The sequence below is a fragment of the Nocardiopsis sp. NPDC057823 genome, from assembly GCF_042797335.1.
Taxonomy (GTDB): Bacteria; Actinomycetota; Actinomycetes; order Streptosporangiales; family Streptosporangiaceae; genus Nocardiopsis; species Nocardiopsis changdeensis.
This window is the reverse complement of record NZ_JBHVLR010000001.1, coordinates 869,055-893,471: the sequence shown is the minus strand read 5'-3', so window position 1 is coordinate 893,471 and position 24,417 is coordinate 869,055. Positions and strand designations below refer to the sequence as shown.

Here is a 24,417-nt window from a genome sequence, read left to right as displayed (position 1 = left end):
GCACCCCGAACGTAAGGGGGGATCGGCGATCCGTTGTCGGAGGCGCGCGAGAACGGTAGACACGGGAGAAGACCCCGGTGAGGCCGTGGTGAGGCCACGGCGGGGTTCCGGCGGCGGATCCCCGGGGTCCCCGACGTCCCGGCCCTCGGGTCCCGACAGGCCGGAGCCCCGGATCCCCGAACCCCTGGCAGGAAGAAGGCGTGCCGTGATCGATCGCACCGGACTGGCGGAGTTCCTCCGGAACCGGCGGGAGGCGCTGCAACCCGAGGACGTCGGCATGCTGCGCGGGCGGCGGCGGAGGGCCAAGGGGCTGCGGCGCGAGGAGGTCGCGGCGCTGTGCCACATGTCGACCGACTACTACTCGCGGCTCGAACAGGAACGCGGGCCGCAGCCGTCGCACCAGATGCTCGCCTCGATCGCCCAGGGGCTGCACCTGTCGCTCGACGAGCGGGACCACCTGTTCCGCCTGGCCGGGCACAACCCGCCCGCGCGCGGGTCGGTCAGCGAGCATGTCAGCCCCGGCCTGCTGCGGATCCTGGACCGGTTGGAGGACACGCCCGCGGAGGTGGTCACCGAGCTCGGGGAGACGCTGCGGCAGAGCCCGATGGGGGTGGCGCTGACCGGGGACACGACCCGGTTCACGGGGCCCGAACGCAGTATCGGGTACCGGTGGTTCACCGACCCGGGGTCGCGGCTGCTGTACGCGCCGGAGGAGCACGGGTTCCTCTCCCGCATGTACGCCTCGGGACTGCGCCAGGTCCTCACCCTGCGGGGGCCGGACTCGCAGGCGGCTCACCTCGCGGAGCTGCTGCTGGAGCGGAGCGAGGAGTTCCGGCGGGTGTGGGAGGAGCACGAGGTGGGGGTGCGGCCGCACGACGTGAAGCACTTCGTCCACCCGGAGGTCGGCGCCCTGGAGCTGCACTGCCAAAGGCTGATCGACCCGGGCCAGTCGCACTCGCTGCTGGTCTACACGGCCGTCCCTGGCAGTGAGAGCCACGAGAAGCTCCGGCTGCTGTCGGTCATCGGGGCGCAGGCGCTGGGCTGAGGGGCCTGCCGAGGAGGACCGGGTGGGAACCGGGGATCGGTGCGCGGGGCCGGCCGGCGGCATCCCGCCGAACCTGTAGGGGCGGCACCGCCGCCGGTCCGAAGGACGGGATCGGCCGCGGCCCTGTCCCAAAGGCCCGGGGCCGCCGGAAAGCGCGTCCGCGGCCCGCGAACACGGCGCGCCTCCCGCTTCTGGCGGCGGACCCGCCCGAAGCCGGACCCCGGCCGGGCTAGGGGGCGGCGTCGGGCTGTTGGAGGCGTACCGGGCCGGGGCCGCGGCCGCCGAGGGCGTCGTCGGGGTTGAGGAGCAGACATGCCTTCATCGACAGGCAGCCGCAGCCGATGCAGCCGGTGAGTTCCTGTTCGAGCCTCTCGATGACACGGCGGCGTTCCTCCAGCTGCTTCTTCCAGCGCCGGGAGACCCGCTGCCAGTCCTTGTGGGTGGGGGCGCGGTCGACGGGGAGGCCGGCGAAGACCTCGGCGACGTCCGACAGCGGGATGCGGAGTCTCTTGGCCACGATGACCAAGGAGATCCGGCGGAGCATGTGCCGGGGGAAGACGCGCTGGTTGGCACCGCCGCGCTCACTGAAGATCAGGCCCTTGCGTTCGTAGAAGTGCAGGGCGGAGGCGGACACACCGGTCCGGCGGATGACCTCACCGATCGTGAGGTGGTCGTCTGGACCGACGTTCACCGGCTCGCTCCTCTCCGTGCCCGGGGTCCCGGTGCTCAGGCGTTCAGCTTGCCCGGTGGGACGCCGCGGCACGACCGTAGACCAGGACGGCCACGGTGACCGACAGGGCGAGGCAGAGCAGGCCGACGCCGAGCTGGGTCAGCTGCCAGGACCAGGTGAAGGCTTCCAGTTCCACCGCCTCCGCTCCGTCGGTGAGGCGTCCGGCGCCGACCTCGGCGGCGCGGTCCGCGTCATCGAGCCTGGCCGACAGGAGACCGACGAGAGAAGCACTGTACGCGGCGATCACGAGGGCCTCGGCCGCTCCCCGCAGGGTGTTGAGGAAACCGGCCGCCGTACCGACGGCGTCGGGGTCGACCAGCGCCATGGCCTGGCCGTCGGTGATACCGAAGGACGCCCCCATACCGATGCCGATCAGCACGAGCGGCGCTGCCACGACGGCGACCGCGTCCTCGGCGTCCAGGGTCACCAGCCACAGGTTCCCGGCCACGACCAGCAGCAGGGCGACCATGATCAGCGCACGGGCCGGGACCCCCCTGTTCACCAGCCCCACCGCGGCCATGGGCACGACGAGCACGGGAGCGGTCAGCAACAGCATCGCGATCCCTGCGGCCGCGGGGGACAGGTCCGCCGCCGCCTGCAGGTAGGTGGGCAGGAAGACCAGGACGCCCAGGAACCCGATGGAGGTGGTCAGGGTCGCCAGACTCCACCCCAGGAATCCGCGGTTGGCGACCAGGGCGGGTGCCAGCACCGGAGAGGCACTGTGCCGCTGGACGATGCCGAACACGACCAGGGCGGCCAGGCCCCCGATGCCGGTCACGAGGACGGCCGGGTGGGTCCAGCCGAGCGCGGATGCCTCCAGCAGCGCGAACATCAACAGCGTCAGCGCGGCCACGAACAGGACACCGCCCACACGGTCGGTCCGTTCGGAAGCGGCTGCGCGGGACTCCCGGACACGGGTCCCGCCCACGGCGACCAGCAGTCCGATCACGGTGAAGGCCGCGAAGCCTCCCCGCCACCCCATGGCGCTGATCAGCAGTCCCGACAAGGTGGGGCCGATCGCGATACCGAGCCCGGCCATGGTGCCCATCAGAGCGAAAGCGCGGTTGCGGGCGGCCCCCTCGTACGTGGAGGCCAGGACGGCGCCGCCCGCCGCCATGATCCCCGCGCCCCCGACACCGGAGACGATGCGGAAAACGTCGACGGCCAGGATCATCGGACTCAGTGCCGTCCCGAGGAAGCCGACCGAGAACACCAGCGCCGAGACGACGAAGACCCGCCGCCGTCCGACCCGGTCGGCGGTCGACCCCGCGATGAGCGTCATGGCGGCGAAGGCCAGGTTGTAACCGGCGACGACCCAGTTCAACGGAGAACCGGAGGTATCGAGGTCACGGCCGATGCTCGGGAGTGCCACCGCCGTCCCCGAGATGGACATCGCCACCAGGACGACGCCGACCAGGACCACCGGAAGTGTCAATCGGGACGGCCGGTCCGCCGGTCCCGGGTGCGGTGCGGCCCCCGTGACCGCTCCGCCTGTGCTGTTCGCCATGACCGTTCGCTCTCCCTGGTTCCGAAGCAGACGGCGAACACCTCATCAGCTCAACTGCTGTTGAGGTCAAATGCCCTGGTCGGAGCCGGTTTTCACGCAGAGGTCGAGGCGGGCCGGGTGTGAGGGGCCGGTCGGATGACGGCGGGAACGGGTGCCGCCCCGTCGAAGGCGGTCGGCGCCGCCGGGCTCGTCACCGGCACGGAGACCACCGGTGGGTCGGACCGCCCGGGGCGCTTGAGGCGCTCGAGGCGCTTGAGGCGCTCGAACGGCCCGGCCACGACCGGTCACATCGCCGGTCACGTCGTGTGCACCACGGAATCCTCGGCCAGGGCGGATCCGATAGGTTCGCTCGGTATGAGCGGTATTGGGAAGTGGGGCCTGGGTCTGGGGATCGGGTTCATGGTCGTGGCGGTGCTCTCCAGGATGCTGGACCTGATCCCGGCCACGGTGATCACCGGGCTCCTGGGGCTGATGGGGCTCGGCATCGCCGGGTACGACGCGGTCTACGAGTGGACGGCACGGGCCGACCTGCGCCGACGGGGCGCCAGGGCCGCAGCCCGCAGGAACGGGACCGAGGGCCGCTGAGGCGGATCGGCGCGGGTTCCCCTCCGGGGCACCGGCTCGTCGCGGGAAGCCCCGGAGGGCGGGGTCGGGCGGCGGGGCGCGCTGCGGCCCCGGGGCCACCCGACCCCGTGCCCGGTCCCGGCCCTGGTCCGGGCGGGACCGGGCGGAACCGGGCCGGACGGGATCGGACGGGCCGGGAACGACCGGTCAGGCCCGGGTCACCGGTGCCTGGAGTTCGGTCACCCAGTCGTCGCGGTCCTCGGGACACTCCAGGTTGATCTCGCGGGGGTGCCCGGCCGGCCGGTAGCCGTTGGCGTCGATCCAGTGGGCCAGGGCCTGGGCGGTGGGGAGCACGGCGTCCATCGAGCCGCGGTGCACGATGGTCGCCGCCTGGCCCAGGGACGGCAGGTCGAGGACCCGGAAGTCGCCGTCCCGGAGAGGCGCGGAGACCTGGACGGCGGCGTGGACGGTGATCCGGCCGCCACCCTCGGGGGCGTCCTCGTAGTAGGCGATGCCGGGGCCCGTGGGGACGATGCCGGCCGCGTCCAGCAGTCGGAACAGCTCGTCGTAGAGCGGCCCGATGACGGGGCCGATGTCCTCGGGCTCGAAGCTCGCGGCGGTCGCGGTCAGCTCCGCCACTCGGACGGCGGGGACGTTCTTGATGACGATGTCGTTGGTGGGCATGTGGCCCTCGCTCTCGATCGCTCGGAGCCTCGCCTCGACCTGGAGCAGCCGGGCTTCCGCGGAAGCCCTCGCGGTCTCCAGGTCGGCCCGCCGCAGCCGCAGCATGCCGCGCAGTTCGTCGGCGCCGACCTTCTCGTCCACGATCTCCCGGACCTGCTGGAGGGTGAATCCGAGGTCCTTGAGCGCGATGATCCGGTTGAGGCGGGAGAGCTGGGCGGCGGTGTAGTAGCGGTAGCCGCTGGCGGGGTCGACGTGGGCCGGGTGCAGGAGTCCTGTCGCGTCGTAGTGACGCAGCATGCGGACCGAGACGCAGCCGTGCCGGGCGAAATCTCCGATGGTGAACATGGTGTCTCCGAGTCGACCGCCTGACACGGTGTGAGGGTCAAGACCCTACTCGGAGGCCGCCGGATCGGAGACAGGACGAAAGGGGAAAGGGAGAAGGGGAAAGGACGCAGGCGCCACCGGCGCGGCCCCCACCGATGCGGCGCCGGGCACGACCGTCCCGGACGGGCTCACACGGTCGGACCGCTCTCATTGCTCACTTGCTCACGCTCCCTCGTTCACGGGGGTGCCGTGCCCGCGCCCGATACCGAGCCGATCACAGCACTGCGCGCACCTGGCCTGGCCGAGTCGGGTGAGCATTCCCGGGAGCCGCCATCCGCCCTCATATCCGCACAAGGCGGATGCGGTGGGTCCGGGGTGCCTGCACAGGGCGCCGACGGTGTCCTCGTCCCACTGGTCGAATACGGACGCGGGGATGGCGTGGAGACGCCGCCAACGGGTGCCGGTGACGAGCCACCAATGCAAGTGATTGCCAGGAACGGGGAACGCGGTCATCGGGGCCTCCTGGTCCGATGATCTCCTACCGCTCCAAGGCGGAGACGGCGTTCGAAGGTGATCGTGGCCCTGGGGTCCACGAGACCGACCGGGCGCCGTCCGACGCGTCCGTTGAAGGGCACCGGGTCCATGACGGCCCCGGGCGTCCGGATAAAAAGGTGGTCGGAGGTGATCGTTGGACGGCAGGATGCCCCGTATGACATTGCCCGCTCCCGAGCTGCACACCGCCCGCCTGCGGCTGCGGCCGTTCACCGAGGCCGACGCGGCGCCGTTGTACGCGCTGCACAGCAACACGCACGTGCTGCGCTACTGGGACTCCCCGCCGTGGACCGAACCGGCCCGCGCCCAGCGCTTCCTCGCGAACTGCCGGACGATCGAGGAGGAGGGGACGGGGGCGCGGGTGGCCGTCGACCGCGCCTCCGACGGCGCGTTCATCGGCTGGTGCGGCCTGACCGGCTGGAACCCGGACTTCCGCAGCGCGTCCCTGGGCTACATCTTCGACGCCGACGTGTGGGGTCACGGCTACGCCACGGAGACCGCGCACGCCGTCCTGCGGTGGGCGTTCGACACCCTGGACCTGAACCGTGTCCAGGCGGAGGCCGACACCCGCAACGCGGCGTCCGCCCGGGTCCTGAAGAAGCTCGGCTTCGTCCACGAAGGCACCCTCCGCGAGGACTGCGTCGTCAACGGCGAGGTCTCCGACTCCTGGGTGTTCGGCCTCCTCCGCCGCGAGTGGCGCCCGGCGGCCGACCGGTAGGACCGGGACCTGCCCGCCTTTCGTCCGCACCCCCGACGAGGTGACCCATCCCCGTATGCACGACGCAGCCTCACCAACGCCCCTGAACGGCTTCCCTCAACCCCGCAGCGCCCGGATATCCCTCCAGGTCCTCCACCAACCGACGCAGTCGGCCCTTCGTGGTCTCACGCACCCCCTCGGCCGGTACTGTGTCCAGCACCCGCAGCCCCGATTCGGCCGCCCCCTCACCGTCCCGGACCGCGGCCTGAGCACGCGCCAACACCACCGTGGCAGCAGCCCACCCCGGCGACCCCACCCGTTTCAGCCCGGCCGATATGTCCGCGTGCGCAGCGGCACCGACCGGGTCCCGGCCCAACGCGGCCTCCGCCAGATGCAGCTCGAACTCGGCCCGGTCGAACCCGAAGCGGCCCCCGGTCTCCTCAGCGCTGTCCATGTGCCGCCGCGCAGCGTCAGCGACCCGAGCCGTCTCGTCCTGGTCCCCCAACGAGGCGAGGGCCCGCAACCGGCACCACGCCATGATCTGTGCCCGCCGCAGTGGGGTGTCCACAAACCCGGCCGCCTGTCCCGCCAGCTCCAACGCATCGCCTGCCCGGTCCTGACCCAACGCCACCATGGACTGGGCGCCCAGACTCCAGCCGGTCAACCACCGGTCTCCGACCTGTTCCCCCAACCGTGCCGCCGTGCCGAGGTGGATGAGAGCACCGGTCGCATCCCCGGTGTGGTGGGCGAGGTTACCGAGCAGTGCGGACAGCCATCCGAGGACACGCCGGGTGTCCGTGTCCTGGTGGACCATGAGGAGGTTGCGGCAGCGGGCCACCTCGGCGGCCAGTACGTGGGGCGGGTAGTCGCTGTACCGCAGCTCGTAGAACGCCAGGGCCTGGTAGGCGAGGTCGGGGGTGCCCGCGCCTGGGCCGGTGAGGGCGATGCTGTCGGCGACGGCGGTGAGTTCGGGGTACTCGGCGGGCATACGGTGCTCCTGTCGCGGCTGCGGTATGCGGTGACCGTACCAACCAGGGGCGGGACCCGGGAGGGGAACACCCAGACGAGCTGGGGGGACCCCGTACACGCGGGCGAGGGCGTGAACGTAGTCAGGGCCAGGGCGGGAGTATCCGTGTTCCCATCGGCACAGCATGGCGGTGGTCAGCCCGGGAGGAGCGAGCCCGTCCGCCCTGTACACCTCGGCAACGGCTTCCACGATGTGAGGGCGCGACCACCCGTAGGCGAGCCGCCACGCCTCCAGTGGGGTGATGGGCAGGTCCCGGATGATCTGGGCCGCGATCGCCGGGACGGGCGCACCGTGGCGTTGCTGTTCGGCGCGGATACGGGAGGCTTCGCGGGCGAGCTGGGCACGGACGGTACGGGTGACCTTCACATCCGTCTCCCGGGGGAAGAAGGGAGTTGGGGTTCGGGGATGTACCCGGGCCGACGGGGTCCCAACATTGTCTCCCCGGTCAATGTCCGCTCCCTGTGACGGCATTGATGCGCACGCGGCAAGGAGCGTTCTCTGGGAGATACCCCGGTCGGACCCCGCCGGCCGGGGCCGGAAGGAGAGACATCATGACCGCGACTGCGGACACCTCCACCACCACCCGCGATCCGCACAGCTTCGTCACCCCCCAGGTGTGGGACCGGCAGATCGCCCTGCTCACCCGTGACCACCCCTGGGACTCCGTGATGGCCGACCGGTGCTTCGGACAGGCCGTCGCCTACCTGATCACCGCCATGGAGAAGTGGGGGCAGGGCCTGGAGATCGGGTGCGGGCCGCTGGTCGACATCGCCGTGCACGGGTTCATCCTGGACACGGTGAACTACCGCGAGTTCTGCCACCGGTACTTCGGCGGCCGATTCCTGGAGCACGTCCCCGAGATCGAGTTCAAGTACGACGGGACCGTGGCCAGGACCGCCCGCATCATCCAGGAGAACGGGTTCACGGTGGACTGGCCGCTGTGGGACCGCGACGCCCTCCAGTGCACTCCCTGCGCCCCTGGGTCGAACTGCCACTGACCCGGCGGACGGCTGGACCAGGACGAGGCCGACACTCTTGGAGGTGTCGGCCTCTTCCGCTGTTCCCCTGCCGTCACGACCGTGGCGTGGCTACCGTGGTGCGGGTCCTGTCACCGAAGCCGCAAGGACCACACCATGGCCGACCCGACCACGGACATTCCCGGCTACTGGGACCGGTACATCCAGGGTGTCACCCGGCAAGGGCCGGAGGAGGCCCCGGTCCTGGAGTGGACCCAGTACCCGGGGCACGGGCCCGGAGCCGAACTGCTCGGTGAACCCTCCACGGCCCTGGAGCTGGGATTCGGTCGGGGCGACGCGGTCGCCGCGCTGGCCGCCCAAGGGGTGAAGGCCGCAGGCGTGGACGTGTCCCCGGTGGCCGTGCGCACCGCGCAGCAGCGGTGGGAGCACCTGGGTGCGGAGTTCCACCACGCGGACGTGACCGAGTTCCTGGGCGGCACCGCCCGGAGGTGGGAGGCGGTCTACTCGATCTGGGGCGCGGCGTGGTTCACCGACCCCGCGGTGCTGTTCCCCCTCGTCCATGACCGGTTGGAGCCCGGCGGGAAGTTCGTGTTCTCCCACGCTTCGGCGGTACCGGGGTCGTACGGGGTGCAGGGCATGTACGGGGCCGGGTTCACCGGCCGCCGGGTGTGGGTGTACCGGTGGGCCTACGAACCCGAGGAGTGGGAGAACATCCTCACCGGACACGGGTTCGGCCAGGTCCGGGTGTGGGAGGAGACGGCACCGGAGGAGGATCACGTGGGCACGGTGATCGGGGTCGCCATCCGGTAGGCGTTCACGGGTCCGGTCGAACCGTTCCCGCGTGCGCGGAGTCGCCCCGGGCTGCGTTACGAGTTCTTCGGTGTCATCGGCCCGAGCGCGATGAATTCAGGGGCTCGCGGGGGTCGGAAGGGATGGATCCAGAAGGCGCACAGAAGGAAGGGAGCGGTCATGGCCGCAAGTGATGGCGGCGCGATCGTGGTGAGTCTGCCGATCGCGGACCGGATGCGGGCGATGGTGTTCTACCGGGAGGTGTTCGGTCTCGCGGCGCTGGGTGAGCCGGCCGAGGACGGGGTGCCCGAGCCGTTGCAGTTCGAGATCGGCGAGCGAACGCGGCTGATGCTCATTCCAACGGGAGGGTTCGGGTGGGTCCTGGGCGAGGGCCGGGAGGTCGCACCGCCCCGGTCGCACGAGGTGCTGCTGAGTTTCGTGGTCGGCACGCCGAAGGCGGTCGATGAGGTGATCGAACGGGCCCGGCAGGCCGGAGGCGAGATCGTGGCGGCGCCCGAGCAGCAGCCTTGGGGTTATGCCGGTGTCTGCGCCGACCCGGACGGGCATCTGTGGCAGGTGACCGTCGTGGAGGCGGATGGGGTTTGAGGGGGTGCGGGGTGGAGGACGCCGGTGCGGCCTCCACCCCGGATGTGCGGGTCACCGGCGCGGCCGGGACTCGCTCGGTCCACCCCCGCGTGCGCGGGGCTCACGACTACAACAGCGCGGTTGCCAAGGACCGTTCCGGTCCATCCCCGCGTGCGCGGGGCTCACCTGCGCTTTAGGGGCACCACCCGTTCCATCGCCGGTCCATCCCCGCGTGCGCGGGGCTCACGACGACGACACGAGCGTCACCGATCTAGACCGGGGTCCATCCCCGCGTGCGCGGGGCTCACGCCGATGATCAGGCCCGCGACGCTCTCCGGGGCGGTCCATCCCCGCGTGCGCGGGGCTCACAGTTCGCGGCCTGGGAAAACGTGAGGCGTTATCCCCACGTTATCTAGCCTCAGAAGGGCCCGCAGCCTCGTCCACTGTGGCATGTGGCGGCTTGAGTACTCAAGCAGGGCAGTGCACGCGGAGGAACGGAGGCAGGGGCCGCAGACACGACACGGCCCCCGCCTCAGAGACGAGCTACCGGCGCGGCCGAGACTTCGACCCGGCGGTTGGATCCCGCCCATCCCCCTGGCATCGGTCATCCCCTGACGCCCCAGTGGGGCTCTAGTTGTCGTAGTGTCCGGTGCCGGCCAGGGCCCCTGTGGCGGGGTGTGCGAGGCTACCGTGGTGGCATCCCGCACGCTCGCACCGGAGGTGTCTGGTGCCGTATCCCCTGCCCCTGGACCTGGGCCTCAGAGTCCGTATGATCCTCGCCGCCGGCAGGGGCGGCAGCAGCCTCCTCCGCCCCGCCGCAGGTGTTCTATCCGCCGCCTCAGCAGTTGCCGCCCGCGACTCCTCCGCCGATGCCCCGGTACACCAAGAGCGTCGAGAAGCGGCGCGGCCTGGGCGGGCTGGCGAACTCCACACACCTGCTGCTCACCCTGCTGACGTGCGGGATGTGGCTGTTCAGGATGATCGTGCCGCGGAAGAAGACCACGAAGACGTACTACCGGTAGGCGATCATGCGGCACTCCACGAAGCTGTTCATCCTGGTCGGCGTCGCCCTCATGGTGACCGGTGTCGTCGCGGGGCTCCTACCCATCGAGCCCATCGAGTCCATCGACCCCGTCCAGTCCGGGCCCATGTTCATAGGCGAGTGCGGGAAGGTGTTCGATCGCGAGAGCAGCTACCTCGGAGGCCCGGCATGTGCGGCCGCTTGGTCGAACCGAACTCTGCTTGTGTGGGCGTCGATTGTCCTGGGCACCGTGCTGGTCTTCGGTGCGGTGTTCGTGGACCCGTGGTTCGGCAAGAAGCGGGACCAGGCGGAGAAGTAGGCCCCGTCCCTGTCTCGACGCGCAGGCCCCCCAGCCGAACGCGGAGACGAGGATGGGACGTGAGGACCCGCTGCAGGAGAGACCCCGGGGTGGGGCGCGGCGGGCACGTGGAGAGCCCGGCGGGTGGGGACGGTCCTCCGGAGTCAACGAGGTGCCCGCCGGGCAGGCCCAGGTGAAGCAGAACGCGATCAAAGCCCCAGGGGTGGCGTGGAACTCACAGGGGCTCTGTCCGAGCCGCTGCTGGCCCTCGGGGATCAAGAACGGTCGGGCCTCGGTGACTCCGTACTCCAGCCGGTTCTTGCGGTACTCGCGCTCGAACGCGGCGAGGACGACCTTGCCGGGGTAGTCCTCGGCCAGGTGCTCGTAGGCATTAGGGAAGTGGTTGCGGACGGCTTCGAGGACTGTCCGGGTGGGTAGGTCGAAGCGCTTCGCGCAGGCACATCCAGAGGGCGGGCATGCGAAAGGCCCGGGGGCCTAGTCGCCGGTCCATCCCCGCGTGCGCAGGGCTCACATCCGGCGCAGGTGCGACGGCGGGGCGGTGCCCGGTCCATCCCCGCGTGCGCGGGGCTCACGAGGCCCGGGAACGCGGCGGGGGCCGAGGCGCCGGTCCATCCCCGCGTGCGCGGGGCTCACGGGGCGTGGAAGGCCGCATCAGGTCAGAGCAGCGGTCCATCCCCGCGTGCGCGGGGCTCACACATCAAGTTCGTCGACGCCAAGATCGCGGCGCGGTCCATCCCCGCGTGCGCGGGGCTCACGTCGTAGGCGGCCTGGGTGGCGTGCTGCTCCGCGGTCCATCCCCGCGTGCGCGGGGCTCACATCGGGGCTCTTGCCGACGTTACGGCGCACCACGGTCCATCCCCGCGTGCGCGGGGCTCACCAGCTCTGGTGTGTCCGACCCAGGAGCGGCGGCGGTCCATCCCCGCGTGCGCGGGGCTCACAGTTCGCGACCTGGGAAAACACGGGGCGTTATCCCCGCGTTAACTAGCCTCAGGAGGGCCCGCAGCCTCGTCCACTGTGGCACGTGGCGGCTTGAGTACTCAAGCAAGGCAACGCACGCGGACGAACGGAGGCAGGGGCCGCAGACACGACACGGCCCCTGCCTCAGAGTCGGGCTACCGGCACGGCCGAGGCTCGGCACGTGGTGCCGTGTGTCGGCGGAGGCGGTCTTCGAGTTGGGCCGGTGTGGGTTCGACATGCGTGCGCCAGGAGGCGGCGGGGTCGCGGTGGACCGCGACCCAGAGCGAACCGGTCCAGGCGATGCGGTGGGTGTCGCCCCAGGCTGCGCGCAGGCGGGCCAAGACAGCCCCCGGAGGCTGCCAGGTCCGGCCGTCGAGGTCCTCGTGGTCTCCCGGATGGTCGGAGTCGAGGACGCAGGTGCGCCGGAACCCGCCGCTGTTCAGCGAGGTCTCCCCGCAGGGCCGCGGGATCACGGCGCGCTCCTCGGGCGCGGGGACCGGAGGGCGTAGTCGGCCGGGTGCTCCTCCACCGCCGCGTCGAGGATGCCGATGGCCTCGACCGGGTCGCCCGTGGTGCGGACGTGGGCGACCGCCGCGCAGACGGCGGCGATGCGCCGCCCGAGGAGGGAGGCGCGGGCGGCCTCCCCGTCCGGGGTCGCGGCGGGCGGCAGGGCCAGGGCGTCCCCGATGGCGTCGAACAGGTCCGTGATGTTGATGTCCCCGACGAGCATCACCGCACCCCCTTGGCCAGGTAGGCGCGGACCGCGAGGGTGAGCGGGGCCAGGTCGCCCGCAGGGTGCGCGACGTAGGCGCGGACCCGGGACGCGCGGCGCCGGACGGTGGGCCGCCGCTCCGGGACGGAGGCCGGAGGCGGGGCCTCACGTCCGACCAGGGTGGTGGTCCGCCGGCCGGTGGAAGGCGGTGCCGGGGTGCGGTGGGTGTAGTCCGCCAGGGTCGGGCGGACCGGGGACTCCGGCCGGTGGTGGCGTCCGCGCCCCGGGAGCAGGTGAAGGGGACTTCCACCGGTCAGGGGTCGGGTCCAGCCCACGAGATCGGGGCGAAGGGGGATCACCCGGCCGGTGGTGGGGCGGCCGGCCCCGGCCGGGCGGGGCGGGGACACATGCGGGACCGGTGTCCGCCGGCCCGGGTGCGGGCGGGTGAACAGCGGGGAGAACTCCGGGGAGAGCAGGTCGCCGCCCGCTCCGCCGTGGTTCAGGGCGAAGGCCGCGCGTGCCTTGCGCCGCACGGCCGTGAGTTCGGCCGGGCGCAGGTGGCGCACTCCGGACCGTCCACGCACCACCGTGATCGTGGTCGCGTCACCCCTCGGAGGGGCGTGTTCCCCGGCGATACACTGCATTCCGTCTCACCTCGATAGGTACATGCCTGGTAGGGACACGCGCCCTGGAGCCGCCGCGAACGGCCCAGGGCGCTTCGCTTTTCCTGCGCCCGGTCTCCTGCCGATGGCCTGTGATCAGGCATGGCGACAGGGCAGGCGTAGCGAACAGTCAGCCCGGCCCACAGGAGGCTGACCCGCTGCCCATAACATTCCAGCTGGCCGAGCGAATTCAAAGCGCCGAAAAGAAGCCGACCACTACCGCATACTTGCCCGCAAATAATGACAACTTTTCGTAGACTTCCAGGCCACTCTTTGGTTTCATGATGGGCATGAAGGACGAGAGGAACCCCTCGGATGTCCGTTTTGGGCAAGCTCTCATGCGAGCACGGAAACGTGCAGGCAAGCAGCAGGCATCCCTTGCCAGGCACCTCAACTGCTCAGTCGGACATATCTCGCATATAGAAAATGGTCGCCGCAAACTAGACGCGTCCAAGGTTCAGACCGTGGATGCCTTCCTTGGCGCGAACAAGCGCCTGACCCGGTTGCACGAAGAGATCTACCAGCCAGAACATGTGGATTGGCTGGGGCAACTCCACGAGCTCCAAGCAGAAGCAGAGATGATCCGGGAGTACCACAACAGCCTGGTACCCGGCAGGATGCAGCATCCCGACTATGCAAAGACGATCATCACGTCGGGAGCCCCTTGGCTATCTCCGGAGGAGGTCGAGGAACGCGTTCGAAAGCGGATCCAATGGGGTGCCAGGATCCTTCGCGACGGTGGCCCTCAATACCATGTGGTGCTCGATGACGTTGCCGTGATCCGCCCGGTCGGCCCCCCAAAGATCATGCGGGACCAGATCGATGTTCTCATCGGACTTGCCGAACGAGGCAGAGTCATGTTGCAGATGCACGGATGGGACCAGCTACCCCATGCCGGGTTGGACGGGCCGTTCGTGCTGATAGCGTCCCCGGCAGCCCCCGAGCTGGTGCACGTGGAGTCCATCTATGGCGCTCAGAACACCGACGTTCCGCAGGACGTGCGTCAGTTCGGGATGCTGTTCAGTAGATTGCAGGCAACCGCGAGATCACCACTCCAGTCGGTGGCCTTCTTGAAGGAGATGCGAGACAAGTATGAGTGAGCAGTGGCATAAGTCCAGCTACAGCTCGGGAGCGCAGAACTGCGTGGAGGTTCGAGAAGGCGAGTCGACCCTGGTGCGGGACACACAGAACCGGGAACTGGGGCACCTCGGCTTCACCGCCGGGGAGTGGACCGCGCTCCTGCGGGCGCTCCCCGCGAACTAGCACCCGGACCGGCCCCACCTATCAACCCTCGGCGGGGCCGGTCCCCACCTTCTCAGCGACCCCCTCCCCTCAGCGGGTCCGGGCCACCTCCCCCGCACGCAGGGTGTCCCAGCACGGCTCATGGGCGTACGTCAGCGGGATCCGGGACACGAGCCGGAACGACGACGGCACGTGGGTCTCAGGCAGCCGCGCGGCCACCAGCGCCCTCAGTTCGTCCTCCCCAACGTCCCCCTCACCCTCCCCCCGCAGCACCACGGCCGTGTGCAGGCTCGCTCCCCCCTCCCCCGGCACGTCGAACGTGACCGAGTCCTCCACCGCCGGGTGCTCCTGGACGAGCGCGTCCACCTCGGCCGAATAGACGACCTCTCCCCCGACCACCATGGCGTCGGTCGAGCGCCCCAGCAGGGTCAGGAACCCCTCCTCGTTCAAGAACCCGACATCACCGGTGTCCAGCCACCCCTCACGCAGCACCCGCGCGGTGTCCTCCGGCATGTCCAGGTACTCGTCCATCAAAAAGGGGGTGCGCACCCACACCCGCCCGCGCTCACCGGCCGCCAAGTCCGCACCCCCCTCGTCGCGGATCCGGACCTGCGCCCCCGGGATGGGCCTCCCGCACCCGTACGACGCCGCGGGCCCGGTCCTCGCATAGTCCTCCGGTTCCAGCCAGCAGATGTGCCCCGCCTCCGTCTGCCCATAGGTGGCGTGCACGATCGGCCCGAGCCTCTCCACCGCCCGGCGCAGCAGCGCCGGGCTGGCCGCTGCCGTCGCGGTGACGACACAGCGCAGGGACGACAGGTCCGCCCCCGCCGTCTCCGGAAGGTCCAGCAGCAGGCGCAGCTGGTGCGGGGCGAGGAGCAGATGCGTGATCCCCCTCCCCCGGATGACGGCCAGCACCTCCGACGGGTCGAACACCGGGAGCGTTACGAGCTCCGCGCCACAGGTCACGGCCACGTCGCCCAGGGTCCTCCCCAGCCCGGTGAGGCGCTCCGTCTTGAGCACGCGCCGCGGCCCCGTCCCGTCCTGCCCCAGGTGGCGCGCCCACGGCGACCGGGTGTGGACCGGCGCCCGGTACCGGCGCAGAACGGGCTTGGCGCGGCCCGTGGTCCCGCCGGTCAGGGAGATGCGACTGGGGTCCCCGCTCCGGAACCGCGGGGCGAGCGGCCGGGCCGAGCACCTCTCGGCCGCGGCGAACAGGTCCTCGCCGGACGGCGAGGGCGCCAGCGCCAGCACCCGGACCCCCGGCCCCTCGACCGCCGACGCGTCGGCCGCGTCGGGGTCCACGACCACGAGGTCCGCCCTACACCGCTGGACCAGGGCGGCCTGGTCGCGCGCGGGCATCGCGACGGGGATCTCCACCTGCGCCCCGCCGGTGACCTGGGCGGCGAGGGACACCAGGTACATCCGGGCGCTGATGGGTCCGACCAGGGCCACGACCCGCCCCGGGCCGTGGCCGTACTCCGCCAGGGCCCGGGCGAGCCGGTACACGGTGTCCAGAGCCTCTCCCGCCGTGAACGTATCCCGGGGGTCGTGCAGGGCCCGCCGGTCCCGCGCTGCGGCGAGGGCCTCCAGTACAGGGGTCATCTTCTCGTCCTCTCCGACTTCTCGCTTCTCACTTGTCGCCTCTCACCGCTCCCGGTGGTCGGTCAGGGGGCCGCCGGGGCCGGGTAGGCGAGCCCCGTGTCCTCCTCGGCGGCCGAGAGGTAGCGGGGCTTGGCGACGTGCGAGGCGCGGGTCAGCTCGTCGAGGGGCACCAGCGTCCCCAGGGGCACGGCCTCGACCCGGCACCCCGGCCCGAAGGCCGCGTCCAGGTCCCCGGTCAGCACGGCGACCGCCTCCGCGGCGTCCGGCTCCGGAACCTCGATTCGCACGTGCAGGCGCCCCCCGTGCGTCCGCGCCCGCCACATGAGCGCCCCCAGGCGGGCGGGCAGGCCGAACACGACCTCCTCCACCTGCGAGCCGAACACGGTCCGGCCGCCCACCTCGACCCCCTGGTCCCAGCGCCCCAGCACCCGGATCCGGGGCAGCGCCCACCCGCACGGGCACTCCCCGTAGGACAGCTCCACCGCGTCGCCGGTGTCGTAGCGCACCAGCGGCATGGCCTCGCGGTACAGCGTGGTCACGACCAGGCGGCCGTTCCCCTCCCGGGTGGTGCGCCCCGTGGCGGGGTCGAGCACCTCGGGCAGGTAGCGGTCCGCCCACAGGTGCAGGGTGCCCTCGGGGCACTCGCCCGCCAGGCTGGAGCCGCACTCGGAGTTGCCGTAGCTGACGACGATGTCGCAGCCCCACAGCTCGCCGATCCGGTTCCTGCGGGCGTCGCTCAGCGGCTCCCCGGTGGCGATCAGGGTGCGCAGGTGGGGGGCGTGCTCGCGGGGCGACCCGCCCGTCTCGCGCGCGCAGGCGGCCCACAGTAGCGGCTCGGTCGGCAGCGCGGCGGCGACGGTCACCTCCAGGTCGCGCAGCAGCCCGAGCACCCGGCGGTAGGTCATCGCGGTCGAGCGCGCGTCCGCCGGGACCACCATCGCCCCCGCCGCCCTGGCCGCGGCGTGGACCTGGTGGCCGATGGTGACCATCGCGTAGGGCACCCGGACCAGCACGGTGTCGTCCGGCCCCAGGGACGTCCGACCCCGGCGGAAGCGGTCGAGCATCTCCTCCCAGTCCGCCTCCGTGTGGAACGACGCCGTGGTCCGGCCCGCCGACGTGCCGCTGGACTCGTGGTAGGAGACCACCCTCCGGCGCGGGACGGCGAGCATGCCGAAGGGGTAGCCCGCCCGCAGGTCGTCCTTGGTGGTCAGGGGCAGCACGGCCAGGTCGTCGGGGCCCGTGCGCGACACCCGGCCCTCCAGGCGGGGCCGGTAGAAGTCGCTGCGGGACGCCCTGGCCAGCGCCTCGGGCAGCCGGTCCTCCCAGACCTTCCGCAAGCCGTCGAAACCAGACCATTCTCCAGGGGAGAGAAAATCAACCGACATACCGAATCAACCAGCTCTCTTCCGATTTTCCGGCCCGCCCGGGCACGGAAATAAAAATTTTCAGAAAGGTGGTTCCCCCGGCGACAGGCGGGGAAACAATGCACTCGGCATGCCCGCCCGACCCTCGATCGAAAGGGACCCATGAGCCCGGCCCTGCGCTACGAGACGCTGATGGAGCGCGCGCCCGCGACGCCCGGCGGATTCACACTGATGTGCGTACTGTGCGGAGACCCGTCCCCCGATGAGGCGGCCCACCGCTGTCCGACCTGCGACGGAGCGATCGACGCCGTCCACGACCTGGCGTCCGTGTCCACGGCCGAGAGCCCTCCCAAAAAAGGAGAAAACCCCCTCCAGAGGTATTTCGATCTCCTGCCCGTCCGCGACCGCAATTCCCTCAAATGGCTCGGCGAGGGCAACACCCCCTGCTTCACCGCGGAGAAACTGGGCGAACGAATAGGGATGTCCAGAATCATACTGAAGAACGAGAGCGAGAACCCCACCCGGAGCACCAAGGACCGCATCGCCTCCGTCGGCCTTTCCAGGCTCGCCGAACTCGGCGTGCGGCGGTTCGTCATGGCGTCCACGGGCAACAGCTCCACGGCCTACGCCCACGGCGTGCAGTCCCTGGAGGGCGTCGAACTCGCCCTGTTCTGCGGCCGGCGCTTCCGGCACCGGCTCAACTACACCGACCACCCCTCGGTCACCACCTACCTGGTCGACGGCGACTTCGTCGAGGCCGGCCGGGCCGCCCGGCGCTTCGCCCTGCGGACCGGCGCGTTCACCGAGGGCGGGTTCTTCAACGTCGCCCGCAGGGAGGGCCTGAAACTGGCCTACCTGGAGGCCTTCGACCAGATGGACGCCGAGCCCGACCACGTGTTCCAGGCCGTCAGCAGCGGCATGGGCCTCCTGGGCGCCTACAAGGGCGCCCTGGAGTACCGGATGCTGGGGCGGCTCTCCCGCGTGCCGAGGTTCACGGCCGTGCAGCAGGCCGGATGCGCCCCCATGGCCCGCGCCTACGCGGAGGGGGCCGAGTCCATCGCCCCGCGGCACATCGTGCACGACCCGCAGGGGCCGGCCGAGGCCATCCTGCGCGGCGACCCCACCCGCACCTACCCCTACATCCGCGAGGTCTGCCGGAGCAGCGGCGGCCGGATCACCTCCGTGAGCGAGGCCGAGATCAACGCGGCCCGCGACCTGCTGGAGGAGACCGAGGGCCTGCGCGTGTGCCACGCGAGCGCGACCGCCCTCGCCGGCGCGGTGAAGATGCGCCGGGAGGGGGAGATCGCCGCGGACGACGTGGTCCTGGTCAACCTCACCGGCGGCGACCGCACCGGCTGGGCGACGCCCGAGCGGGTCCGGAACGTGCCCGCGGACTGGCCGCGGGGCCCGGTGTCCTGGGAGGACGGCCCCGTCCCCGCGGCGGCCGGAACGGAGCGGGCGCATGTGTGACGTCGTGGTCGTCGGCGCGGGGATCATCGGCGCCTCGGTGGCCTGGAACCTCACGCTGGCGGGGGCGCGCGTGCGGGTGCTGGAGGCCGCGCCCGCACCCGCGACGGCGGCCAGCGCCGCCTCGTTCTCGCGCGCCACCGCTTTCGGCAAGCCGCCCCGGGCCTACTTCGACCTGAACCACGCGGGCCTGCGCGAACTCCACCGGATCGGCGCCCAGGGGGCGCCCGGGTTCCACCCCTGCCCGACCCTGCTCTGGGCGCGGGACCCCGACCGCCTGGACGCCGACCTGGCCCGGGCGCGGCAGTGGGGCTACGCGGCGGAGGAGGTCGCACCGGAGGCGCCCGCCGTCCCGCGCGGTGTCGACCGCGCCGCCCTGTCCCCCCGTGTCGTGCGGCTGCCCGACGAGGGCTGGGTCGACCTGCCGGCCATGGCCGGGTGGATGGTCGACCGGGCCCGGCGGGAGGGGGCCGAGGTCCGGTTCGGGGCGCGTGTCGAACGGATCCTCACCGACGCCGCGGGCGCGGTGTGCGGCGTCGCCCTGGCCGACGGCGGCCGGGTGGACGCCGGGACGGTGGTCAACGCGGCGGGCGCGGGGGCCGAGGAGGTCGCCGGCCTCGTCGGCGGCCCTCTGGCCCTGGCCCCCACCCCGGGGCTGCTGGCGGACCTGCCCCTGCCCGGCGGCGTGGACGCCATGCTGCTCGGCCCGGACGTCAGCGTCCGGCCCGCCGGCCCCGACGGCGTGCGGGTCCGCTCGGACGGGGTCGACGCCCGGCTGGCCGGGCCGTCCGGGGAACCGCTCGACTCCCCCGTCCGGGACCTGATCGAGCGGGCGGGCCGCGTCCTGCCCGCCCTGCGCGGCACCCGGCCCACCGCGGTCCGCGTCGGCATCAGGGCCTTCCCGGCGGACGGGGGCTCCAGCGTGGGCTTCCTGGACGCCGTGCCCGGCTACTACGAGGCCGTCACGCACAGCGGTGCCACGCTCGGAGCGCTCCTGGGCCGCCTGGTCGCGGACGAGATCTCCTCGGGACGGCGCCCGGACCTGCTCACCCCCTTCTCCCCCGACCGGTTCCACTCCATGGCGACACCTTGACCACGTGACGGAAAGGACCATGATGACCACCATCGACGGCCCCAGGACGGGACTGTCCAACCAGGCCGCCTACGCCGACCTCCACGGGTTCGTGGCGGGCGGCGTCAGCAGCAACATGCGGGCCCGCGGGATCATCGAGCCGATCGTCGTGGACTCGGCCTCCGGCTGCCGGGTCCGCGACATCGAGGGCAACGAGCTCATCGACGTCAACATGGGCTACGGCCCCCACCTGTTCGGCTACGCCGACCCGGACGTGACCGCGCAGATCGCCGCCCAGTTCGGCCGCGGGCACATGACCGGGCTGCCGCACCGGATCGACCGGGAGGCGGCGGGGCTGGTGGCGGAGCTGGTGCCCGGCGTCGAACGGCTCCGGTTCGCCAACTCCGGCACCGAGGCGCTGATGTCGGCGGTGCGCCTCGCGCGCGCGGTCACCGGCCGGACCCTCGTGCTGACCTTCGAGGGCCACTACCACGGCTGGAGCGAGACGCTCCTGCGGTCGCGCGGGGGCGACGGCCGCCGACCCGCCCCGGGGGCTGCGGGGATGATCCCGGAGGCGATGGAGCACACCCTCCAGGCCCCCTGGAACGACGCGGCAGCGGTGGAGAAGGTGTTCGCCGACCACGGGGCCGAACTGGCCGCGGTGATGTGCGAGCCGGTCCTGGCCAACGACGGCGTGGTCGTGCCCGACGCCGGCTTCCTGGAGCTGCTGCGCCGCCTGACCGGCGAGCACGGCGCACTGCTGGTCTTCGACGAGGTGATCACCGGCTTCCGGGTCGCCCGGGGCGGCGGCCAGGAGCTGTACGGCGTCGTGCCCGACCTGACCGTGGTGTCCAAGGCGATGGGCGGCGGGTTCCCCGTCGCGGCCTTCGGGGGGTCGCGCGAGGTGATGGAGCCGCTGGCCCGGTACGAGGCGTTCCACGCCGGGGTCTACTCGGGCAACCACGCGGCCCTGCGGGCGGTGGCCGCGACGCTGGCCAAGATCCGGTCGGCGGGGGCGCTGTACACCGAACTGGACGGGATCGGCGCCCACGCCGAGGCGCGGGTGCGCGAGGCCGTCGACGGCGCCGGGCGCACCGCGCGGATCGGCCGGGTCGGCTCGATGATGTCGGTGGCGCTCACCGACCCCGCGACCGGCGAGGTGGACGAGGCCGGGCACCGGCTCCTCCAGACGGCCTGCCAGCGCCGGGGCGTGTACTTCCACCCCGTGCCCGCCGAGCCCTGGTTCCTGAGCACCGCGCACACCCGGCAGGACATCGACACGGTCGCCGAGACGGTCTCGGAGGGGCTGGCGGAACTGGCGCGGGGGGAGCGGCGCCGATGACCACAACCACGTGGGACTCCGTGTACGACAGGTGCGCCGCCGGATACGACCCGCACGTCGGCCACTTCGCCGTACTGGGGTACCGCCTGGTCGACCTGGTCGACCCCCTGCCGGGGGAGCGCGTGCTCGACGTGGCCGCGGGCCGCGGGGCCTGCCTGTTCCCGGCGGCCGAGCGGGTGGGCCCGGCGGGTGCCGTGCACGGGGTGGACCTGTCCGAGGGCATGGTCGCGCAGCTGGCCGCCGACATCGCCGGGCGGGGCACGGCGAACGCCACGGCGGCCCGGATGGACGCCCAGGCGCTCACCGTCGCCGAAGGCTCCTACGACAGGGTGCTGTGCGCGTTCGCGCTGTTCCTCATGCCCGACCCGGGGTCCGCGGCACGCGGCTTCCTGCGCGCGCTGCGCCCCGGCGGGCGGTGCGGGGTCTCCGTTCCGGTGGAGCAGCTCATGCCGGGGGACCGCGCGGCCATGTCGGACCTGTTCCGGTCCGTCGCGCTGCGCGCCGGTCCGGCGGCCGCGCGTAGGCCGGACTTCGACATGAACGCCGGGGGGCTGCTCGCCGAGGCGGGGTTCACCGGCGTGCGGGTGGTGGAGGAGGAGTCGGCGTTCGTCTTCGCCGACACCGCCGCCTGGTGGGAGTGGACCTGGACCACCGGTTTCCGGGCCTTCTACGAGCGGCTGCCGGCCGACCTGCTGGAGGAGTTCCGGGAGAGGGCCTTCGCCCTCCTCGAACCCGCGGTGACCCGGGAGGGCCTGCGGGCGACGGCCCGCACCCGCTTCGCGGTGGGCACGCGTCCCGGCGGCCCCGGGATGTGACTCCGGGCCCGGCGGGGCGGGGGCGGCGTGGCGCCGCCCCCGTCCCTTTTTCCGGTCCGGTGCCGCGGATCCCCCGGCACGGTGTCACAGACCGCGGGCCGCCGGTGTCCTGTGGTCGACCCGCTGAAAACGGAGGAGACACCATGACCGCGAACACCCGAGTCGTCGTCATCGGCGGCGGATACTCCGGCGTCCTCGCCGCCAACCGCCTCACCCGGCGCACCGACCTCGCCGTCACCCTGGTCAACCCGCGACCCGCCTTCGTCGACCGCATCCGCCTGCACCAGCTGGCCGCCGACACCCACGGGGCCGTCGTCGACTACGCCGACGTGCTCGCCCCCGCCGTCGGGCTGGTGGTCGACACGGCCACGCGGATCGACGCGGCCGCGCGCACCGTCGAACTGGCCTCAGGGGATCCGCTCCACTACGACCACCTCGTCTACGCCGTCGGCAGCTCCAGCGCCGTAGCCGGCGTCCCCGGCGCCGCCGAGTTCGCGCACCCCCTCGCCAGCCTGGAGGAGGCCCGCGCCCTGAAGCGGGTCCTGGACGCGGCCCCGGCGGCGGCGCCCGTCACCGTGGTCGGCGGCGGCCCCACGGGGATCGAGGCCGCCGCCGAGCTGGCCGAGGCCACCGGGCACCCCGTCACCCTGGCCTGCGGCGGCCTGCTCGGCCCCTACCTGCACCCGCGCGGCCGCCGTTCGGTCGCCCGCCGCCTCGCGGCCCTGGGCGTCACCGTCCTCGACGGCCCCGGCTCCCGGGTGACCGCCGTGACCGACGCCTCCGTCCGCCTCGCCGACGGCCGGGAACTGCCCAGCGCGGTCACCGTGTGGGCCGCCGGCTTCTCCGTCCCGCGCCTGGCCCGCGACAGCGGCCTGAGCACCGACGCCGAGGGCCGCCTGCTCACCGACGAGACCTACACCAGCCTCGACAGCCCGCACATCGTCGCCACCGGCGACGCCGCCGCGCCGTCGGGCCTCCCCGTCCGGATGAGCTGCCAGGCGGCCGTCCAGTCCGGCCCGCAGGCCGCCGACACGGTGCTCGCCCGGATCGAGGGGCGGGCGCCCGAGCCCCTGACCGTCATGTTCGCCGCCCAGTGCATCAGCCTCGGCCGCCGTACCGGTATCTTCCAGATCGCCCACCGCAACGACGTAGCCCGCGGAGCCCACATCTCCGGCCGGGCCGGTGGGAGGATCAAGGAGTTCATCTGCCGGGGCATCGTCGGGCAGCTGTCCGACGAGGCGCGCAGGCCCGGCGAGCGCCGGGTGCGGTTCGGGGACGGCGGCCACCGCGAGCGCCTGCTCCGGCAGCGATCCGCCACCGAGCCCGTGAAGGGATGAGGACCGTGGAGGACACCGGGCGGGAGCGGCGGGCCGATCCGGCGACGGAGGACTTCGTCTCCCACCGCAACCTGCTGTTCACGGTCGCCTACGAGATGCTCGGCTCCGCCGCCGACGCCGAGGACGTCCTCCAGGAGACCTGGCTGCGCTGGGCCGAGGTCGACCGGGAGCAGGTCCGCGAACCGCGCGCCTACCTGGTCCGGATCACCACCCGCCAGGCCCTGAACCGCCTGCGCACGCTCAAGCGCCGCCGCGAGTCCTACGTCGGCAACTGGCTGCCCGAACCCCTCCTCACCTCGCCCGACGTGGCCGAGGACGTCGAGCTCGCCGAGAGCGTGTCGATGGCGCTCATGCTGGTCCTGGAGACGCTGTCGCCCACCGAGCGCGCCGTGTTCGTGCTGCGGGAGGCCTTCGGCCTCGGCTACGACGAGATCGCGGCGGCCGTCGGGAAGACGTCGGCGGCGGTCCGCCAGATCTCCCACCGGGCCCGGCGCCACGTGGACGCCCGCCGCCCGCGCGAGACGGTCGCGCCCGACCAGGGTCGGGCGGTGCTGGACTCGTTCCGGCGTGCCTTCGAGACCGGGGACCTCCAGGGCCTGATGGACGTGCTCGCCCCCGACGTCGTCCTCGTGGGCGACGGCGGCGGCATCAAGCGGGCCGTGCCGAACGCGATCGTCGGCGCCGACCGGGTGGTCCGGGCGACCATGGGGGGCCTGCGCAAGGTCGGCTCGGCGGTCACCGGCAGGGCCACGATGGTCAACGGCCACCCCGCGCTGGCCATCCACCTGGACGGCGAGTTCGACGGGATCATGGCGGCCCGCGTCGAGGGCGGCCTGATCACCGGCCTGTACTACGTCCGCAATCCGGAGAAGCTCACCCGTCTGGACTCCGAGACCCCGCTCACCCTGCGCTGAGCGGCCGGGTCCGGGCACGGGGACACCCCGGGGCCATCCCCATAGCCCCGGGGTGCACGTTCCCATCGGCTCGCGACGGACCGGTGCGCGGGCGCGCGGGGTTCGCGGTT

At 72.3% G+C, this 24,417-nt stretch carries 25 protein-coding genes and 2 CRISPR repeat arrays; of the genes, 17 read left to right on the top strand and 8 right to left on the bottom strand.

What is annotated here, in order from left to right; genetic code table 11:
* Positions 1 to 205 precede the first annotated feature (205 nt).
* On the top strand, positions 206 to 1,045 hold the full coding sequence (locus ACFVNO_RS04090; protein WP_355262375.1) for a helix-turn-helix transcriptional regulator: 840 nt from the start codon (positions 206 to 208) through the stop codon (positions 1,043 to 1,045).
* Between the two features lie 229 nt (positions 1,046 to 1,274).
* Here the strand turns inward: ACFVNO_RS04090 and soxR are convergent, their stop codons facing one another.
* Together soxR and ACFVNO_RS04080 are read right to left on the bottom strand one after the other, a co-directional pair.
* A complete protein-coding gene (gene soxR / locus ACFVNO_RS04085; protein WP_355262378.1) occupies positions 1,275 to 1,736 on the bottom strand; it encodes a redox-sensitive transcriptional activator SoxR in 462 nt (153 codons plus the stop codon).
* A gap of 43 nt (positions 1,737 to 1,779) precedes the next feature.
* Positions 1,780 to 3,282, bottom strand: coding sequence for an MFS transporter (locus ACFVNO_RS04080; protein ID WP_378889070.1), 1,503 nt, complete (start codon positions 3,280 to 3,282; stop codon positions 1,780 to 1,782).
* A gap of 354 nt (positions 3,283 to 3,636) precedes the next feature.
* Between ACFVNO_RS04080 and ACFVNO_RS04075 the strand changes: the two genes are divergently transcribed.
* Positions 3,637 to 3,867, top strand: a complete 231-nt coding sequence (locus tag ACFVNO_RS04075) for a hypothetical protein (protein ID WP_355262384.1) — start codon at positions 3,637 to 3,639, stop codon at positions 3,865 to 3,867.
* 186 nt (positions 3,868 to 4,053) lie between these two features.
* Here ACFVNO_RS04075 and ACFVNO_RS04070 read toward each other — a convergent pair whose 3' ends face one another.
* Positions 4,054 to 4,875, bottom strand: a complete 822-nt coding sequence (locus ACFVNO_RS04070) for a MerR family transcriptional regulator (protein ID WP_355262387.1) — start codon at positions 4,873 to 4,875, stop codon at positions 4,054 to 4,056.
* Between the two features lie 688 nt (positions 4,876 to 5,563).
* Here ACFVNO_RS04070 and ACFVNO_RS04065 point away from each other — a divergent pair.
* A complete protein-coding gene (locus tag ACFVNO_RS04065) occupies positions 5,564 to 6,124 on the top strand; it encodes a GNAT family N-acetyltransferase (protein WP_378889065.1) in 561 nt (186 codons plus the stop codon).
* Between the two features lie 70 nt (positions 6,125 to 6,194).
* On the opposite strand, the gene ACFVNO_RS04060 is transcribed toward ACFVNO_RS04065, so the two are convergent.
* Positions 6,195 to 7,091, bottom strand: coding sequence for a hypothetical protein (locus ACFVNO_RS04060; RefSeq protein WP_378889062.1), 897 nt, complete (start codon positions 7,089 to 7,091; stop codon positions 6,195 to 6,197).
* A 590-nt stretch (positions 7,092 to 7,681) separates the two neighbouring features.
* Here ACFVNO_RS04060 and ACFVNO_RS04055 point away from each other — a divergent pair.
* The 6 genes from ACFVNO_RS04055 (at position 7,682) to ACFVNO_RS04030 (ending at position 11,238) form a co-directional block, all read left to right on the top strand.
* Entirely contained in the window at positions 7,682 to 8,128 is a 447-nt protein-coding gene (locus ACFVNO_RS04055) for a glycine-rich domain-containing protein (RefSeq protein WP_378889059.1), read from the top strand.
* A gap of 135 nt (positions 8,129 to 8,263) precedes the next feature.
* Positions 8,264 to 8,917 carry a class I SAM-dependent methyltransferase gene (locus tag ACFVNO_RS04050; protein ID WP_378889056.1) on the top strand — a complete coding sequence of 218 codons (654 nt, stop codon included), beginning with the start codon at positions 8,264 to 8,266 and terminating at the stop codon, positions 8,915 to 8,917.
* A gap of 159 nt (positions 8,918 to 9,076) precedes the next feature.
* The gene (locus ACFVNO_RS04045; protein ID WP_378889053.1) at positions 9,077 to 9,502 is read left to right on the top strand and encodes a VOC family protein; all 426 of its coding nucleotides are present in this window, start codon (positions 9,077 to 9,079) and stop codon (positions 9,500 to 9,502) included.
* 75 nt (positions 9,503 to 9,577) lie between these two features.
* A CRISPR array of direct repeats spans positions 9,578 to 9,850; the repeat unit is 29 nt; unit sequence CGGTCCATCCCCGCGTGCGCGGGGCTCAC.
* A gap of 500 nt (positions 9,851 to 10,350) precedes the next feature.
* Positions 10,351 to 10,503: a hypothetical protein gene (locus ACFVNO_RS04040; protein WP_378889050.1), complete on the top strand. Its 153-nt coding sequence runs from the start codon at positions 10,351 to 10,353 to the stop codon at positions 10,501 to 10,503.
* A gap of 6 nt (positions 10,504 to 10,509) precedes the next feature.
* On the top strand, positions 10,510 to 10,821 hold the full coding sequence (locus tag ACFVNO_RS04035) for a hypothetical protein (RefSeq protein WP_378889047.1): 312 nt from the start codon (positions 10,510 to 10,512) through the stop codon (positions 10,819 to 10,821).
* A 207-nt stretch (positions 10,822 to 11,028) separates the two neighbouring features.
* Positions 11,029 to 11,238, top strand: a complete 210-nt coding sequence (locus tag ACFVNO_RS04030) for a hypothetical protein (protein WP_378889044.1) — start codon at positions 11,029 to 11,031, stop codon at positions 11,236 to 11,238.
* A 65-nt stretch (positions 11,239 to 11,303) separates the two neighbouring features.
* Positions 11,304 to 11,759: a CRISPR direct-repeat array (repeat unit 29 nt; unit sequence CGGTCCATCCCCGCGTGCGCGGGGCTCAC).
* Between the two features lie 488 nt (positions 11,760 to 12,247).
* Here the strand turns inward: ACFVNO_RS04030 and ACFVNO_RS04025 are convergent.
* Together ACFVNO_RS04025 and ACFVNO_RS04020 are read right to left on the bottom strand one after the other, a co-directional pair.
* Positions 12,248 to 12,508 carry a hypothetical protein gene (locus tag ACFVNO_RS04025; protein ID WP_378889041.1) on the bottom strand — a complete coding sequence of 87 codons (261 nt, stop codon included), beginning with the start codon at positions 12,506 to 12,508 and terminating at the stop codon, positions 12,248 to 12,250.
* Complete coding sequence (locus ACFVNO_RS04020) at positions 12,508 to 13,074, bottom strand: hypothetical protein (RefSeq protein WP_378889038.1); 567 nt, start codon at positions 13,072 to 13,074, stop codon at positions 12,508 to 12,510. Before ACFVNO_RS04020 ends, ACFVNO_RS04025 begins: the two co-directional genes overlap by 1 nt.
* Before the next feature lie 368 nt (positions 13,075 to 13,442).
* Here ACFVNO_RS04020 and ACFVNO_RS04015 point away from each other — a divergent pair, with 368 nt between their 5' ends.
* Together ACFVNO_RS04015 and ACFVNO_RS04010 are read left to right on the top strand one after the other, a co-directional pair.
* On the top strand, positions 13,443 to 14,252 hold the full coding sequence (locus tag ACFVNO_RS04015) for a helix-turn-helix transcriptional regulator (protein ID WP_355262409.1): 810 nt from the start codon (positions 13,443 to 13,445) through the stop codon (positions 14,250 to 14,252).
* Entirely contained in the window at positions 14,245 to 14,415 is a 171-nt protein-coding gene (locus ACFVNO_RS04010; RefSeq protein WP_378889035.1) for a DUF397 domain-containing protein, read from the top strand. Before ACFVNO_RS04015 ends, ACFVNO_RS04010 begins: the two co-directional genes overlap by 8 nt.
* Before the next feature lie 69 nt (positions 14,416 to 14,484).
* On the opposite strand, the gene ACFVNO_RS04005 is transcribed toward ACFVNO_RS04010, so the two are convergent.
* Positions 14,485 to 15,996, bottom strand: a complete 1,512-nt coding sequence (locus ACFVNO_RS04005; protein WP_378889032.1) for a class I adenylate-forming enzyme family protein — start codon at positions 15,994 to 15,996, stop codon at positions 14,485 to 14,487.
* A gap of 62 nt (positions 15,997 to 16,058) precedes the next feature.
* Entirely contained in the window at positions 16,059 to 17,333 is a 1,275-nt protein-coding gene (locus ACFVNO_RS04000; protein WP_378889029.1) for a phenylacetate--CoA ligase family protein, read from the bottom strand.
* Between the two features lie 189 nt (positions 17,334 to 17,522).
* Between ACFVNO_RS04000 and ACFVNO_RS03995 the strand changes: the two genes are divergently transcribed.
* The 6 genes from ACFVNO_RS03995 to ACFVNO_RS03970 all read left to right on the top strand — a co-directional run bounded on the left by ACFVNO_RS03995 (position 17,523) and on the right by ACFVNO_RS03970 (position 24,307).
* Positions 17,523 to 18,830, top strand: a complete 1,308-nt coding sequence (locus tag ACFVNO_RS03995; RefSeq protein ID WP_378889026.1) for a pyridoxal-phosphate dependent enzyme — start codon at positions 17,523 to 17,525, stop codon at positions 18,828 to 18,830.
* Positions 18,823 to 19,920 carry an FAD-dependent oxidoreductase gene (locus tag ACFVNO_RS03990; protein ID WP_355262424.1) on the top strand — a complete coding sequence of 366 codons (1,098 nt, stop codon included), beginning with the start codon at positions 18,823 to 18,825 and terminating at the stop codon, positions 19,918 to 19,920. The genes ACFVNO_RS03995 and ACFVNO_RS03990 overlap by 8 nt, the downstream gene beginning before the upstream one ends.
* A 4-nt stretch (positions 19,921 to 19,924) precedes the next feature.
* Positions 19,925 to 21,241 (top strand): aspartate aminotransferase family protein, encoded by a 1,317-nt coding sequence (locus tag ACFVNO_RS03985; RefSeq protein WP_355262426.1) that lies wholly within the window; start codon positions 19,925 to 19,927, stop codon positions 21,239 to 21,241.
* Complete coding sequence (locus ACFVNO_RS03980; protein ID WP_378889022.1) at positions 21,238 to 22,056, top strand: class I SAM-dependent methyltransferase; 819 nt, start codon at positions 21,238 to 21,240, stop codon at positions 22,054 to 22,056. The genes ACFVNO_RS03985 and ACFVNO_RS03980 overlap by 4 nt, the downstream gene beginning before the upstream one ends.
* A 143-nt stretch (positions 22,057 to 22,199) precedes the next feature.
* Positions 22,200 to 23,393 (top strand): NAD(P)/FAD-dependent oxidoreductase, encoded by a 1,194-nt coding sequence (locus tag ACFVNO_RS03975; RefSeq protein ID WP_378889019.1) that lies wholly within the window; start codon positions 22,200 to 22,202, stop codon positions 23,391 to 23,393.
* Positions 23,390 to 24,307: an RNA polymerase sigma-70 factor gene (locus tag ACFVNO_RS03970; RefSeq protein ID WP_220565217.1), complete on the top strand. Its 918-nt coding sequence runs from the start codon at positions 23,390 to 23,392 to the stop codon at positions 24,305 to 24,307. The genes ACFVNO_RS03975 and ACFVNO_RS03970 overlap by 4 nt, the downstream gene beginning before the upstream one ends.
* Positions 24,308 to 24,417: the final 110 nt, after the last annotated feature.